The following is a 14,485-nucleotide window of genomic DNA, read 5'->3' on the forward strand; positions in this document are numbered from 1 at the left end:
CGATTCAAATTTTCTGATAAACTTACATAGATTTGTTGATTTTTTGCGCTAAGGCTAGAATATCGTGACTACAACTGAAACACTTACAGACATACCACTAGAAAGCGAGTTGCTTGAAATGGAATCCGTTCATGTGAAGCCATTTAGCGATCATGACAAAATAATTTTAAGATCTTATGAAGCGGTGGTGGATGGCATTGCGAGCCTGATCGGTCCCTTTTGTGAGATTGTGTTGCACTCGCTTGAAGATCTCAACACGTCGGCAATCAAAATAGCGAACGGTGAAAATACCGGCCGACAAGTCGGCTCACCCATTACCGATTTAGCCTTGAGAATGTTGAAAGATATTGAAGGCTCTGAACGTAACTTTTCTCGTTCTTATTTTACACGAGCGAAAGGTGGGGTATTGATGAAGTCGATCACGGTTGCTATTCGCAACGGTGATAATCGCGTTATCGGTCTGTTATGTATTAACGTCAACCTAGACGCGCCTTTTTCTCAAGTTCTTCACTCCTTTATGCCAACGGAAGAAGCGAATGAAGCAGCTTCTTCAGTGAATTTTGCAAGTGATGTGGAAGAGTTGGTCGACCAAACGGTTGAGCGTACGATCGAAGAAATCAATGCTGACAAGTCAGTATCAAACAACACGAAGAATCGTCAAATAGTGATGGAACTGTATGACAAAGGCATTTTTGATATCAAAGATGCCATCAACCGAGTTGCAGATCGTCTCAATATTTCAAAACATACCGTCTATCTGTATATCCGTCAGCGTAAGACTGAGGATGAAGAGTCTTGAACCCGTCTCTCTGCTATGCGCTTGTTGTGAACGGCTCTGTATACGGCTCACAGTCGTCTAGAGTGGCATTTCTGTTTGCTCAAGCGTTGATTAAAAAAGGACACATCTTAAAGAGTGTCTTTTTTTATCAAGATGGTGTGAGTAACGGGTCCAGTTTGACGGTGCCGGCCAACGATGAATTTGATTTGGTCCAAGCTTGGCAAAAACTCGCATCTGAGAACCATGTTTCTCTGGAGACTTGCGTCGCCGCGGCGTTGCGCAGAGGGATTGTGAGTGAAAATGAAGCTCATCAACATAATCTCGAGAGCTCAAATTTGGCGGATGGATTTGTCCAAGCCGGATTAGGCAGTTTAGCAGAATCGATGCTAACGCAAGATAGGGTTGTTCAGTTTTGAAAAAGATAGGCTTTGTTTTTCACACGTCTCCTCACTCAACCTCCGCAGGGAGAGAAGGGCTTGATGCTCTTCTTGCTGCGTCTGCTTACTGTGAAGACATCTATGTGTTCTTTGTTGGCGATGGTGTCACTCAGTTGGTCAACGATCAGCAACCAGAGACAGTATTGAGCCGTGATTATATCAGTACATTCAAATTGATGGACCTGTACGACATTGAGCACGTATATGCTTGCCGAACGGGCCTAGAAGAACGAGGCTTATTAGATGTTGAAATGGCTTTCGATGTGCGCATTCTTCCAAGTGATGACATTGCATCACAGATGGCGAGTTGCCATCATTTGCTGAGTTTTTAGGTATCATCATGCTTTATATCGTTACTACTCCAGAAAAAGCAACATTGGCAGTTCAGTTCGCGACGCCGACAGATGCGTTATTGTTAACTCAGTCTGCGGTCTACCTGACGAACCCCAAACATGCACAGCACCACGTGTTAAATACATCACTTTGCCAAGTATTAGCGTTAAATATTGACCTCAAAGCCAGAGGTATTGAGCAACTTATTGCGCAAGGTGTTTCATCGATAGATATTGACGAATTTGTGGATCTAACAGCAAAGCATTTAAAATCAGTCTCTTGGTGATGGTTTTCCCATCTATTTTTACCTATATGCCTTTTTATCTATTCAGTGGATGAAAAAAGATCTGTATATTTCTTGACACATCTCTCACTGCTGAATAGAATTTTGCGTCCCTATTTGTATCAACTACATTTAGGACTAGATTTTTCACAAAGCTTACTTTCAAGTAAATCAGGAGCTAGTTAATGGCAACTATTAACCAGTTGGTACGTAAACCTCGTGTAAAGCAAGTTGTTAAAAGCAACGTGCCTGCACTAGAAGCGTGCCCACAAAAACGTGGTGTATGTACTCGTGTTTACACAACTACACCTAAAAAACCTAACTCAGCACTTCGTAAGGTTTGCCGTGTTCGTCTAACGAACGGCTTTGAAGTGACTTCGTACATCGGCGGTGAAGGCCACAACCTTCAAGAGCACAGTGTTGTTCTAATCCGTGGCGGTCGTGTTAAAGACCTTCCGGGTGTACGTTACCACACTGTTCGCGGCGCATTAGACTGTGCTGGCGTAAATGACCGTAAGAAAGGTCGTTCTAAGTACGGTGTGAAGCGTCCTAAGTCTTAATGGATTCCGTTAAGTAAGGCCAAACACTAAATTAATTTAAATTCTTAATTTTTGAAAAAACTGTAAAGTTTTGGATAACCTGAAGAAGACAACGGAGAATATCCATGCCACGTCGTCGCGTTATAGGCCAGCGTAAGATCCTTCCAGATCCTAAGTTCAAATCTGAACTGCTGGCAAAATTCGTTAACATCCTTATGGTTGACGGAAAGAAATCTACTGCAGAGAAAATTGTTTACACTGCACTAGAAGTTATGGCTGAGAAATCTGGTAAAGATCACTTAGCTGTATTTGAAGAAGCTCTTGAAAATGTTCGTCCATCGGTAGAGGTTAAATCTCGCCGTGTGGGTGGTTCAACTTACCAAGTACCTGTAGAAGTTCGTCCGGTTCGCCGTAACGCTCTTGCTATGCGTTGGGTAGTTGAAGCTGCGCGTAAGCGTGGTGAAAAATCTATGGCTCAACGCCTAGCGGCTGAAATGCTAGATGCGTCTGAGAACAAAGGTACTTCGGTTAAGAAACGTGAAGACGTTCACCGTATGGCTGATGCTAACAAAGCATTCGCTCATTACCGCTGGTAATACCTTTTTAGTGCTGCGAGTTCCTCTCGCAGCGCTTTCTTAACTCCCCACCTAATAGATATTAGGGTTTATTTATATTTCAAAAAGCCTTTTTTGAAACATCAATAATTCCTACAAAGAGGATACACAGTGGCTCGTAAAACTCCTATTGAGCGCTACCGTAACATCGGTATCGTAGCTCACGTAGATGCAGGTAAAACAACCACAAGTGAACGTATTCTGTTCTATACTGGCCTTTCTCATAAAATCGGCGAAGTTCACGATGGTGCTGCTACCATGGATTGGATGGAGCAAGAGCAAGAACGTGGTATTACTATCACTTCTGCTGCAACCACGACTTTCTGGCGTGGTATGGAAGCACAGTATCAAGACCACCGCATTAATATCATTGATACGCCAGGGCACGTAGACTTCACGATTGAAGTAGAGCGTTCATTGCGCGTATTGGATGGTGCTGTCGTTGTATTTTGTGGCTCATCGGGTGTTGAACCTCAGTCAGAGACAGTATGGCGCCAAGCCGACAAATACCAAGTTCCACGTATGGTATTTGTAAACAAAATGGACCGTACTGGTGCAGATTTCTTGCGCGTTGTAGACCAAATAAAAGATCGCCTAGGCGCAACGCCTGTGCCGATTCAACTCAACATTGGTACTGAAGAAAACTTCCAAGGTGTTGTCGATCTTATTAAGATGAAGGCAATCAACTGGAACGACGCTGATCAAGGCATGACATTTACGTACGAAGATATTCCAGCAGACATGCAAGAAATGGCTGAAGAGTACCGTACTGAAATGGTTGAAGCTGCAGCCGAAGCCTCTGAAGAGCTGATGGATAAATACCTTGAAGAAGGTGAGCTGACAGAAGCAGAAATCAAACAAGGCCTTCGTACTCGGACTCTGAATAATGAAATCGTACTCGCCACTTGTGGTAGTGCATTCAAAAACAAAGGGGTACAAGCCGTTCTTGATGCTGTCGTTGATTTCCTCCCTTCTCCTGTCGATGTACCGGCAATTCAAGGTATTGATGAAGACGAAAATGAAGTCGAGCGTCATGCTGACGACAATGAACCGTTTTCGGCGTTAGCATTTAAAATTGCAACAGACCCGTTTGTGGGTACGTTAACGTTCATTCGTGTTTACTCTGGGGTGGTGGAAAGCGGAAAAACCGCTTACAACTCAGTGAAGAAACAGCGTGAGCGTTTAGGGCGTATCGTCCAGATGCATTCAAATAAGCGTGAAGAAGTGAAAGAAGTGCGAGCGGGTGATATTGCCGCTATTATTGGTCTTAAAGATGTGACGACAGGTGAAACCCTGTGTGATCAGAATCATAAGATTATCCTAGAGCGCATGGAATTCCCAGATCCTGTTATTCAGATCGTTGTAGAACCGCGTTCTCAAGCTGATCAAGATAAAATGACTATCGCGTTAGGAAAGCTAGCGGCAGAAGATCCGTCGTTCCGTGTTGAAACGGACAAAGAAACAGGCCAAACGCTTATTTCTGGTATGGGTGAACTGCACTTAGATATCATTGTTGACCGCATGAAACGTGAGTTTAGCGTCAATTGTAACGTTGGTAATCCACAAGTTGCCTACCGTGAAACCATACGTGGTACAGCGAAAGCGGAAGGTAAGTTTGTCCGTGAGCATGCTGGTAAAGGGCAATATGGCCATGTTTGGCTTAAACTTGAACCATCAGAGCCAGGTGAAGGTTTTGTCTTCGTCGATGAAATTGCTAATGGTACGGTACCAAAAGATTTTATTGAGTCAGTCGCGAAAGGCGCTGCAGAGCAAATGAATAGTGGTGTTGTTGCGGGTTATCCAATTTTGGATATTAAAGCTACACTCTATGATGGCTCTTATCATGAAACAGATTCAAGCGAGATGGCGTTTTTAATCGCTGCCTCCATGGCTTTCAAAACGGCGGCGCTTGAAGCGCAACCTGTTTTGCTTGAGCCTATGATGAAAGTTGAGGTAACTACTCCAGAGGACTGGATGGGTGATGTTGTTGGCGATATTAACCGTCGTCGTGGCATCATCGAAGGTATGGACGAGGGGACTGCTGGCCTGAAGATAATTCGTGCACAAGTTCCGTTGTCTGTCATGTTCGGTTACGCAACTGATTTACGTTCTGCGACACAAGGTCGTGCTTCTTACTCCATGGAGTTTAGTGAGTACGCTGAAGTGCCAAGCAATGTTGCAAAAGCAATCATTGCAGAGCGTGGTTAAAAAGTAGGGCATATTTTTTCTTCTTTTTTAGAAGATCAAGGCGTCCAAATATTGCGCTGACGCGAGTTGACGCATAAAATAGCAAATTCTGGATCTTCCTGATCAATAATGATCAGGTCGAATCATAACTAGGAAGGAACACGATCGTGTCTAAAGAAAAATTTGAACGTACGAAACCGCACGTAAACGTTGGTACTATCGGCCACGTTGACCACGGTAAAACAACTCTAACTGCTGCTATCTGTACGACACTTGCAAAAGTGTACGGCGGTGTTGCGAAAGATTTCGCATCTATCGATAATGCTCCAGAAGAGCGTGAGCGCGGTATCACAATCGCAACTTCACACGTTGAGTACGATACTCCAGAGCGTCACTACGCACACGTAGATTGCCCAGGACACGCGGATTACGTTAAAAACATGATCACTGGTGCTGCGCAAATGGATGGTGGTATCCTAGTTGTTGCTGCAACAGATGGCCCTATGCCACAAACTCGTGAACACATCCTACTTGGTCGTCAAGTTGGTATCCCTTACATCATCGTATTCATGAACAAATGTGACATGGTTGATGACGAAGAGCTACTTGAGCTAGTAGAGATGGAAGTTCGTGAACTTCTTTCTGAGTACGAGTACCCAGGAGACGACCTTCCAGTAATTCAAGGTTCTGCACTTGGCGCTCTAAACGGCGAAAAGCAGTGGGAAGACAAGATTGTAGAGCTTGCAGAAGCCCTAGATTCTTACATTCCACTTCCAGAGCGTGCAGTAGACCAACCGTTCCTACTACCAATTGAAGACGTATTCTCAATTCAAGGTCGTGGTACAGTAGTAACAGGTCGTATCGAGCGCGGTATCCTAAACGTAGGTAACGAAGTAGAAATCGTTGGTATCAAAGATACAGTAACAACGACTTGTACAGGTGTTGAAATGTTCCGTAAGCTGCTTGACGAAGGTCGTGCAGGTGAGAACGTTGGTGCACTACTACGTGGTACTAAGCGTGAAGACGTTGAACGTGGTCAAGTTCTAGCGGCACCTGGTTCAATCAACCCACACACACGTTTTGAGTCAGAAGTATACGTTCTGTCTAAAGACGAAGGTGGTCGCCACACTCCATTCTTCAAAGGTTACCGTCCACAGTTCTACTTCCGTACAACTGACGTAACTGGCGACATCACGCTTCCAGAAGGCGTAGAAATGGTAATGCCTGGTGATAACATCCAAATGACGGTAGAGCTGATCGCTCCAATCGCAATGGATGAAGGTCTACGTTTCGCAATCCGCGAAGGTGGCCGTACAGTAGGTGCTGGTGTTGTTGCTAAAATCTTTGATTAAGATTTGACTAACTACTAGTAAAAAGGGCATCATTTGATGCCCTTTTTCTGCGCTGAATATTATGCTTGTTGGTCATGGCGAACAATTAAGCGTAAAGCAAGGAATTTGGTTTGAGGTTTTTCCTCATCTCAAGAGTATACATCAATGGTTATTTTTATTGATGTTATGGAATTCGCCCTGCAACAGCGGGGCTATTGTCGTCTATATTAAGACTTATGACAGGTTGGTTGTATGAAAGCAAATAATGCTGAAACTCCTGATAGCTCAAACGGTGCAGATACGTTTAAGTGGATTCTCACTTTTATTCTGCTAACCGCTGCTGTTGTGGGTAATTACCTGTATGGTGAAATGTCTGTAGTGATTCGAGCTGCAGGCGTCGTTGTATTAATCGCCGCTGCACTTGGTGTATCTGCGACAACGGCTAAAGGTAAAGCAGCGATTGTCTTTGCACGCGAATCCCGAATGGAAGTGCGTAAAGTGGTATGGCCTACGCGTCAGGAAACCATGCAAACGTCGTTTATCGTATTAGCAGTATGTATTGTAATGGCTCTAGTGTTATGGGGCATTGACGGCATTATGGTTCGTCTTGTTGCCTTAGCAACTGGGGTGTGAGGGTTTTAATTCATGAGTGAAGCTCCAAAGAAACGTTGGTATGTTGTTCAAGCCTTTTCAGGTTATGAAGGTCGTGTGGCTCAATCGCTACGTGAACATATTAAAATGCACAACATGGAAGAGTTGTTTGGCGAAGTATTAGTACCTACAGAAGAAGTAGTAGAGATGCGTGCTGGCCAACGTCGCAAAAGCGAACGTAAATTTTTCCCAGGCTATGTATTAGTACAAATGCTGATGAATGATGAATCATGGCACTTAGTACGTAGTATTCCTCGTGTAATGGGCTTCATTGGTGGTACCTCTGATCGTCCTGCGCCTATCACTGACAAAGAAGCGGATGCGATTTTGAACCGTCTTGAGAAAGCGAGCGAAGCTCCGCGTCCTAAGACAATGTTCGAAGCGGGTGAAGTGGTTCGTGTTAATGATGGTCCGTTTGCTGACTTCAACGGTACTGTTGAAGAAGTGGATTACGAGAAGAGCCGCATTAAAGTGTCAGTATCGATCTTTGGTCGTGCGACACCTGTTGAGCTTGAATTTGGTCAAGTGGAAAAACTTGATTAAAAAAACACCTTTTTAATGCTTGTTAATGGCGCGGATTATGCTTATAATTTCGCGCCTTTTTACAGGTATTACTGTAAGAAGTTTTTTATGAAAAACGGGGAGCTGACTGAAATGTTGGCGTTTGAACCCAAAATTAGGAAATATCATGGCTAAGAAAGTTGAAGCTTATATCAAACTGCAAGTAGCAGCTGGTATGGCAAACCCAAGTCCACCGGTTGGTCCTGCACTAGGTCAACACGGCGTAAACATCATGGAATTCTGTAAAGCGTTCAACGCAAAAACAGAATCTGTTGAGAAAGGTCTACCGACTCCAGTAGTTATTACTGTTTACAACGACCGTTCTTTCACGTTCGTTACTAAGACTCCACCTGCTGCTGTTCTTCTTAAGAAAGCGGCTGGCGTTAAGTCTGGTTCAGGTCGTCCTAACACTGAAAAAGTGGGTACGGTAACAGACGCTCAAATCCAAGAAATCGCAGAAACTAAAGCTGCTGATATGACTGGTGCTGATGTTGAAGCGATGAAACGTTCTATTGCGGGTACTGCTCGTTCAATGGGCCTAGTGGTAGAGGGTTAAGAACATGGCAAAACTAACTAAGCGCATGCGCACAATTCGTGAAAAAGTTGAAGTAACGAAAGAATACGAAATCAACGAAGCAGTTGCTCTTCTTAAAGAACTAGCAACAGCGAAATTTGTTGAGTCTGTAGACGTTGCTGTAAACCTTGGCATCGATGCTCGTAAATCTGACCAGAACGTACGTGGTGCAACTGTACTTCCGCACGGTACTGGCCGCGACATTCGCGTAGCAGTGTTCACTCAAGGTGCAAACGCTGAAGCAGCTAAAGAAGCTGGCGCAGATATCGTTGGTATGGAAGATCTTGCTGAGCAAGTGAAGAAAGGCGTAATGGACTTTGACGTTGTTGTTGCATCTCCAGATGCAATGCGCGTTGTAGGCCAACTAGGTACTATCCTAGGTCCACGCGGTCTAATGCCAAACCCTAAAGTTGGTACTGTAACTCCTAACGTTGCTGAAGCAGTTAAAAATGCTAAAGCGGGTCAGGTTCGTTACCGTAACGACAAAAACGGTATTATCCACACTACTATTGGTAAAGCTACTTTCGAAGCGGCGCAAATTCAAGAGAACTTAGAAGCTCTTCTAGTTGCACTTAAGAAAGCAAAACCTTCTTCTGCGAAAGGTACTTTCGTGAAGAAAGTAAGCATCTCTACCACTATGGGTGCGGGTGTTACTGTTGATCAGGCTAGCCTGAACACACAAGCATAATTTGTTTGATTAGGCGCAGAATTAATGTATAATTCTGCGCCTAATTTGTGGTTGGGGCTGACGTTGATTCCTTTTTTTGAATTGTCAATAAATGGAATTAGAACAGTCTCCGTCCAAGACCGTAGGTGTTAATTGTTTTTCAATTAACTTAATCGTCCTACGTAGATGGTGCCCGAACTGACAGAAAGCTTTCTTATATGATGTTTCATTATATGATTAACTTTCTTCTGGGACTGCACCTTATTAACTCTCACTGTTGTGATAATAGTGAGTGGTGTAACGACAACCAGGAGTAAATCCAAATGGCTTTAAACCTTCAAGACAAAAAAGCAATTGTTGCTGAAGTCAACGAAGCTGCCAGTGGTGCACTTTCTGCAGTTGTAGCTGATTCTCGTGGCGTTGAAGTTGGCGCAATGACTTCTCTACGTAAACAAGCGCGTGAAGCGGGTGTTTATGTGAGAGTTGTGCGTAACACTTTAGCACGCCGTGCAGTTCAGGGAACAGATTACGAGTGTCTTACTGACACTTTCACTGGTCCTACTCTGATTGCATTCTCTAACGAGCACCCAGGTGCTGGCGCGCGTCTTTTTAAAGACTTCGCGAAAGAGAACAAAGCGTTCGAGATCAAAGCCGCTGCATTTGAAGGCGCACTAACTGACGCTGAAGTACTAGCGACACTACCAACTTACGACGAAGCTATTGCACGCCTAATGATGTGCATGAAAGAAGCTTCTGCTGGTAAGCTGGTTCGTACTATCGCTGCTTTACGTGATCAAAAAGAAGAAGCTGCGGCATAAGCCTTGCTTTCTACTGATTGTAAAATAAACTAATTGTTGACTTAAAAGAGAATTGTTATGTCTATTACTAACGAGCAAATCCTAGACGCAGTTGCAGAAATGTCTGTAATGCAAGTTGTTGAGCTTATCGAAGCTATGGAAGAAAAATTCGGCGTATCTGCTGCTGCTGCTGTTGTAGCTGGTGGCGCTGCTGGTGGCGAAGCTGCTGCTGAGCAAACTGAATTTGACGTAATTCTAGCTTCTGCTGGCGCAAACAAAGTACAAGTAATCAAAGCTGTACGTGGCGCTACAGGTCTAGGCCTTAAAGAAGCTAAGGGTCTAGTAGACTCAGCTCCTGCTGCACTTAAAGAAGGTGTTGACAAAGCTGAAGCTGAAGCGCTTAAAGCGACTTTAGAAGAAGTTGGTGCAACTGTTGAAATTAAGTAATTATTACTTAATTTCTTAGCCGCAAGGCTAATGGCTGGTGGTTTATTAACCACCGGCCTTTTTGCGCTGTAGGGTACTGGTGAATTTTCCCGCTGTTTAACCACTACTACCCATGCAAAAAACATTGCTGATTAAAGTAGCAATGTCACTACAGTAAACAGTTGTTAGTCACTGCCCCATTCTTAGAATGCCTTGGGCAGTTTGGGTCACTTATCAGCGAGCTGAGGAACCCCATGGTTTACTCCTATACCGAGAAAAAACGCATCCGTAAGGATTTTGGTACTCGTCCACAAGTTTTGGACATTCCATACCTGTTATCGATCCAGCTCGATTCGTTCGACAAATTTATCGAACAGGATCCTGAAGGGCAATACGGTCTTGAAGCTGCTTTCCGTTCTGTTTTTCCAATTCAGAGCTATAACGGCAATTCAGAGCTGCAATACGTTAGCTACCGTCTTGGTGAGCCTGTATTTGATGTTAAAGAATGTCAAATCCGCGGCGTAACTTATTCAAAACCGCTACGCGTTAAACTGCGCCTAGTCATCTTTGATAGAGACGCGCCAGCAGGTACCGTAAAAGATATTAAAGAACAAGAAGTCTACATGGGCGAAATTCCGCTTATGACAGACAATGGTACCTTCGTTATCAATGGTACCGAGAGGGTTATCGTATCCCAGCTGCACCGAAGCCCAGGCGTGTTCTTCGACAGCGATAAGGGTAAAACCCACTCATCGGGTAAAGTTCTATATAACGCACGTGTAATTCCTTACCGTGGCTCATGGTTAGACTTTGAGTTCGATCCTAAGGATAACTTATACGTACGTATAGACCGCCGTCGTAAGCTACCTGCTTCGATCATTCTTCGCGCACTTGGTAAAACAACAGAAGAGATCTTGGATCTATTCTTTGAAAAAGTGAACTTTGAAGTAAAAGACAAAACTCTATTAATGGAGTTAGTTCCTGATCGTTTACGCGGTGAAACTGCGTCATTCGACATCGAAGCGAACGGTAAAACTTACGTCGAGACAGGTCGTCGTGTGACAGCACGTCACATTCGTCAACTTGAAAAAGATGGCATTGAGCACATCGAAGTACCAGTAGAGTACATCGTTGGCAAGGTTGCATCGAAAGATTACATCAACGAAGCAACTGGCGAGATCATCGTTGGTGCAAACCATGAGATCAGCCTAGAAGCTCTAGCAAATTTATCTCAAGCGGGTCACAAAGCGCTAGAAGTTCTATTTACGAACGATCTAGACCACGGTCCATTCATGTCTGAAACATTGCGCATCGACAGTACTGTTGATCGCCTTTCAGCGTTGGTAGAAATCTACCGCATGATGCGCCCTGGTGAGCCGCCAACAAAAGACGCAGCAGAGACATTGTTCCAAAGCTTGTTCTTCAATGAAGATCGTTACGACCTATCTACAGTTGGCCGTATGAAATTCAACAGCTCAATTGAGCGTGAAGATGCCGGTGAACAAGGTACGCTAGATGAAACTGACATCATTGCGGTGATGAACAGATTGATCGAGATCCGTAACGGTAAAGGCGAAGTGGACGATATCGACCATCTTGGTAACCGTCGTATCCGTAGCGTAGGCGAAATGGCTGAAAACCAATTCCGAGTTGGTTTAGTTCGTGTAGAACGTGCTGTTAAAGAACGCCTAAGCCTTGGTGATCTTGATGCAATTATGCCTCAGGACCTTATCAACGCTAAGCCGATCTCAGCTGCAGTTAAAGAATTCTTTGGCTCTTCACAGTTGTCCCAGTTTATGGACCAAAACAACCCATTGTCAGAAGTAACGCACAAGCGTCGTATTTCTGCTTTAGGTCCTGGTGGTCTGACTCGTGAGCGTGCTGGCTTCGAAGTTCGTGACGTTCACGTTACGCACTACGGTCGTCTATGTCCGATCGAAACGCCTGAAGGTCCAAACATCGGTTTGATTAACTCTCTATCAGCATTCGCACGTTGTAACGAGTTCGGTTTCCTTGAGACTCCGTACCGTCGTGTTGTTGATGGCGTAGTGACTGAAGATGTTGATTACCTTTCTGCTATTCAAGAAGGTCAATTTGTTATCGCTCAGGCGAATACACTATTGACAGAAGAGTCGACTTTCTCTGAAGAGCTGATCACGGCTCGTCAGAAAGGTGAATCTGGTCTTCACCCACGTGAACATGTTAATTACATGGACGTTGCAACAAACCAAGTTGTATCTATCGCTGCTTCGCTTATCCCGTTCCTAGAACACGATGATGCGAACCGTGCATTGATGGGTGCGAACATGCAACGTCAAGCTGTTCCAACTCTTAGAGCTGATAAGCCTTTAGTTGGTACGGGTATCGAACGTAACATCGCAGTTGACTCTGGTGTTACAGCGGTAGCAAAACGTGGTGGACAAGTACAATCGGTTGATGCATCTCGTATCGTTGTTAAGGTTAATGAAGATGAATTGATTCCTGGTGAAGCGGGCATCGATATCTACAACCTAACAAAATACACGCGTTCAAACCAAAACACATGTATTAACCAACGCCCAACCGTTATGCCAGGTGAGCCTGTTGCACGCGGTGACGTACTTGCTGATGGTCCTTCAACTGACCTTGGTGAGCTAGCGCTTGGCCAAAACATGCGTATCGCATTTATGCCTTGGAATGGTTACAACTTCGAAGACTCGATCTTAGTATCTGAGCGCGTAGTTCAAGAAGACCGTTTCACGACGATTCACATCCAAGAACTGTCTTGTGTGGCTCGTGATACTAAGCTGGGTTCTGAAGAGATCACAGCTGATATTCCAAACGTAGGTGAATCTGCTCTGTCTAAACTAGACGAGTCAGGTATCGTTTACATCGGTGCTGAAGTGAAGGGTGGCGACATCCTAGTTGGTAAAGTAACCCCTAAAGGTGAAACTCAACTGACGCCTGAAGAGAAACTGCTACGTGCAATCTTCGGTGAAAAAGCATCTGATGTTAAAGACACATCACTGCGTGTACCAAACTCTGTTTCAGGGACTATCATCGACGTTCAAGTCTTTACTCGCGATGGCGTAGAAAAAGACAAGCGTGCGCTTGAAATTGAACAGATGCAGCTGAAAGAAGCGAAGAAAGACCTAACTGAAGAGTTCCAAATTCTTGAAGGTGGTCTACTTGCTCGTGTTCGTGCTGTTCTCATCAATGGTGGTTACTCTGAAGCTAAGCTTGACTCTATTGGTCGCAAGCAATGGCTAGAGCAAACGATTGAAGACGATGCGCTTCAGTCACAGCTAGAGCAACTTGCTGAGCAATGGGATGAGCTAAAAGCAGATTTCGATAAGAAGTTTGAAACTAAGCGTCGTAAAATCACTCAAGGTGATGACCTGGCACCTGGTGTACTTAAGATTGTTAAAGTATACCTAGCTGTTAAGCGTCGTATCCAACCGGGTGATAAGATGGCCGGTCGTCACGGTAACAAAGGTGTAATCTCTAAGATTAACCCTGTTGAAGACATGCCATACGATGAAACAGGTCAACCTGTCGATATCGTACTGAACCCGCTGGGTGTACCATCGCGTATGAACATCGGTCAGATCTTAGAAGTACACTTAGGTCTAGCTGCGAAAGGCATCGGTGACAAACTGAACAAGATGCTGAAGGAACAACAAGAGCTGCATAAGTTCCGTAACTTCCTTCAGAAGGTTTACGATCTGGGTGATACACGTCAGAAAGTAGACATTGCTGAATTGTCAGACGATCAAGTTCGTACGTTGGTTAAGAACCTACGTGGTGGTCTACCGATTGCTACGCCAGTATTCGATGGTGCTTCAGAGTCGTTGATTAAAGAACTATTAAAACTGGGTGATCTGCCAGAATCTGGTCAGCTTACGTTGTTTGATGGTCGTACTGGTGATGCGTTTGAGCGTCCTGTAACTGTTGGTTACATGTACATGCTGAAACTGAACCACTTAGTCGATGACAAGATGCACGCTCGTTCAACGGGTTCTTACAGCCTAGTAACTCAGCAACCACTTGGTGGTAAAGCTCAGTTCGGTGGTCAGCGTTTCGGTGAGATGGAAGTATGGGCACTAGAAGCATACGGTGCTGCTTACACGCTTCAAGAAATGCTAACAGTTAAGTCTGATGACGTTAACGGCCGTACTAAGATGTATAAGAACATTGTAGACGGTGACCACAGCATGGAACCTGGTATGCCTGAATCGTTCAACGTATTGTTGAAAGAGATTCGCTCGCTAGGTATCAACATCGAGCTAGAAGACGAAGAGTAATCCTTCCGGGTTATTTGGTAGAAG

15 protein-coding genes are annotated in these 14,485 nt (G+C 44.5%); all 15 read left to right on the forward strand.

Annotation, left to right across the window (positions count from 1 at the left end; all coding sequences use genetic code 11):
* Window positions 1-64: 64 nt before the first annotated feature.
* The 15 genes from A1QO_RS07645 (at window position 65) to rpoB (ending at window position 14,461) form a co-directional block, all read left to right on the forward strand.
* Window positions 65-799 carry a helix-turn-helix transcriptional regulator gene (locus A1QO_RS07645; RefSeq protein WP_017035796.1) on the forward strand — a complete coding sequence of 245 codons (735 nt, stop codon included), beginning with the start codon at window positions 65-67 and terminating at the stop codon, window positions 797-799.
* Window positions 796-1,194: a sulfurtransferase complex subunit TusD gene (gene tusD, locus A1QO_RS07650; protein ID WP_017035797.1), complete on the forward strand. Its 399-nt coding sequence runs from the start codon at window positions 796-798 to the stop codon at window positions 1,192-1,194. The genes A1QO_RS07645 and tusD overlap by 4 nt, the downstream gene beginning before the upstream one ends.
* Window positions 1,191-1,547 (forward strand): sulfurtransferase complex subunit TusC, encoded by a 357-nt coding sequence (gene tusC, locus A1QO_RS07655; RefSeq protein ID WP_017035798.1) that lies wholly within the window; start codon window positions 1,191-1,193, stop codon window positions 1,545-1,547. The genes tusD and tusC overlap by 4 nt, the downstream gene beginning before the upstream one ends.
* 8 nt (window positions 1,548-1,555) lie before the next feature.
* The gene (tusB, locus tag A1QO_RS07660) at window positions 1,556-1,834 is read left to right on the forward strand and encodes a sulfurtransferase complex subunit TusB (RefSeq protein WP_017040562.1); all 279 of its coding nucleotides are present in this window, start codon (window positions 1,556-1,558) and stop codon (window positions 1,832-1,834) included.
* A gap of 182 nt (window positions 1,835-2,016) precedes the next feature.
* Window positions 2,017-2,391 (forward strand): 30S ribosomal protein S12, encoded by a 375-nt coding sequence (gene rpsL, locus A1QO_RS07665; protein WP_017035800.1) that lies wholly within the window; start codon window positions 2,017-2,019, stop codon window positions 2,389-2,391.
* 104 nt (window positions 2,392-2,495) lie between these two features.
* Window positions 2,496-2,966 carry a 30S ribosomal protein S7 gene (gene rpsG, locus A1QO_RS07670; RefSeq protein ID WP_017035801.1) on the forward strand — a complete coding sequence of 157 codons (471 nt, stop codon included), beginning with the start codon at window positions 2,496-2,498 and terminating at the stop codon, window positions 2,964-2,966.
* A 129-nt stretch (window positions 2,967-3,095) separates the two neighbouring features.
* Window positions 3,096-5,192: an elongation factor G gene (gene fusA, locus A1QO_RS07675; protein WP_017038553.1), complete on the forward strand. Its 2,097-nt coding sequence runs from the start codon at window positions 3,096-3,098 to the stop codon at window positions 5,190-5,192.
* A 146-nt stretch (window positions 5,193-5,338) separates the two neighbouring features.
* Window positions 5,339-6,523 carry an elongation factor Tu gene (gene tuf, locus A1QO_RS07680; protein WP_017035803.1) on the forward strand — a complete coding sequence of 395 codons (1,185 nt, stop codon included), beginning with the start codon at window positions 5,339-5,341 and terminating at the stop codon, window positions 6,521-6,523.
* Between the two features lie 231 nt (window positions 6,524-6,754).
* Entirely contained in the window at window positions 6,755-7,135 is a 381-nt protein-coding gene (gene secE / locus A1QO_RS07685) for a preprotein translocase subunit SecE (protein WP_017035409.1), read from the forward strand.
* 12 nt (window positions 7,136-7,147) lie between these two features.
* Window positions 7,148-7,696, forward strand: coding sequence for a transcription termination/antitermination protein NusG (nusG, locus tag A1QO_RS07690; protein WP_017035408.1), 549 nt, complete (start codon window positions 7,148-7,150; stop codon window positions 7,694-7,696).
* Window positions 7,697-7,841: 145 nt separating this feature from the next.
* Window positions 7,842-8,270, forward strand: a complete 429-nt coding sequence (rplK, locus tag A1QO_RS07695) for a 50S ribosomal protein L11 (RefSeq protein ID WP_017035406.1) — start codon at window positions 7,842-7,844, stop codon at window positions 8,268-8,270.
* A 4-nt stretch (window positions 8,271-8,274) separates the two neighbouring features.
* Complete coding sequence (rplA, locus tag A1QO_RS07700; RefSeq protein WP_017035405.1) at window positions 8,275-8,976, forward strand: 50S ribosomal protein L1; 702 nt, start codon at window positions 8,275-8,277, stop codon at window positions 8,974-8,976.
* A 302-nt stretch (window positions 8,977-9,278) separates the two neighbouring features.
* The gene (rplJ, locus tag A1QO_RS07705; RefSeq protein ID WP_017035404.1) at window positions 9,279-9,773 is read left to right on the forward strand and encodes a 50S ribosomal protein L10; all 495 of its coding nucleotides are present in this window, start codon (window positions 9,279-9,281) and stop codon (window positions 9,771-9,773) included.
* A gap of 57 nt (window positions 9,774-9,830) precedes the next feature.
* The gene (gene rplL / locus A1QO_RS07710; protein ID WP_017038554.1) at window positions 9,831-10,199 is read left to right on the forward strand and encodes a 50S ribosomal protein L7/L12; all 369 of its coding nucleotides are present in this window, start codon (window positions 9,831-9,833) and stop codon (window positions 10,197-10,199) included.
* Window positions 10,200-10,432: 233 nt separating this feature from the next.
* Window positions 10,433-14,461: a DNA-directed RNA polymerase subunit beta gene (gene rpoB, locus A1QO_RS07715; protein WP_017041700.1), complete on the forward strand. Its 4,029-nt coding sequence runs from the start codon at window positions 10,433-10,435 to the stop codon at window positions 14,459-14,461.
* Window positions 14,462-14,485: the final 24 nt, after the last annotated feature.

Source organism: Vibrio genomosp. F10 str. ZF-129 (assembly GCF_000287055.2).
GTDB lineage: Bacteria > Pseudomonadota > Gammaproteobacteria > Enterobacterales > Vibrionaceae > Vibrio.

Coding starts and splice junctions, on each gene's coding strand:
- rpoB (WP_017041700.1), top strand. CDS start 10,433: ATGGTTTACTCCTATACCGAGAAAAAACGCATCCGTAAGGATTTTGGT.
- tusB (WP_017040562.1), top strand. CDS start 1,556: ATGCTTTATATCGTTACTACTCCAGAAAAAGCAACATTGGCAGTTCAG.
- rplA (WP_017035405.1), top strand. CDS start 8,275: ATGGCAAAACTAACTAAGCGCATGCGCACAATTCGTGAAAAAGTTGAA.
- secE (WP_017035409.1), top strand. CDS start 6,755: ATGAAAGCAAATAATGCTGAAACTCCTGATAGCTCAAACGGTGCAGAT.
- rpsG (WP_017035801.1), top strand. CDS start 2,496: ATGCCACGTCGTCGCGTTATAGGCCAGCGTAAGATCCTTCCAGATCCT.
- rpsL (WP_017035800.1), top strand. CDS start 2,017: ATGGCAACTATTAACCAGTTGGTACGTAAACCTCGTGTAAAGCAAGTT.
- rplL (WP_017038554.1), top strand. CDS start 9,831: ATGTCTATTACTAACGAGCAAATCCTAGACGCAGTTGCAGAAATGTCT.
- rplK (WP_017035406.1), top strand. CDS start 7,842: ATGGCTAAGAAAGTTGAAGCTTATATCAAACTGCAAGTAGCAGCTGGT.
- rplJ (WP_017035404.1), top strand. CDS start 9,279: ATGGCTTTAAACCTTCAAGACAAAAAAGCAATTGTTGCTGAAGTCAAC.
- nusG (WP_017035408.1), top strand. CDS start 7,148: ATGAGTGAAGCTCCAAAGAAACGTTGGTATGTTGTTCAAGCCTTTTCA.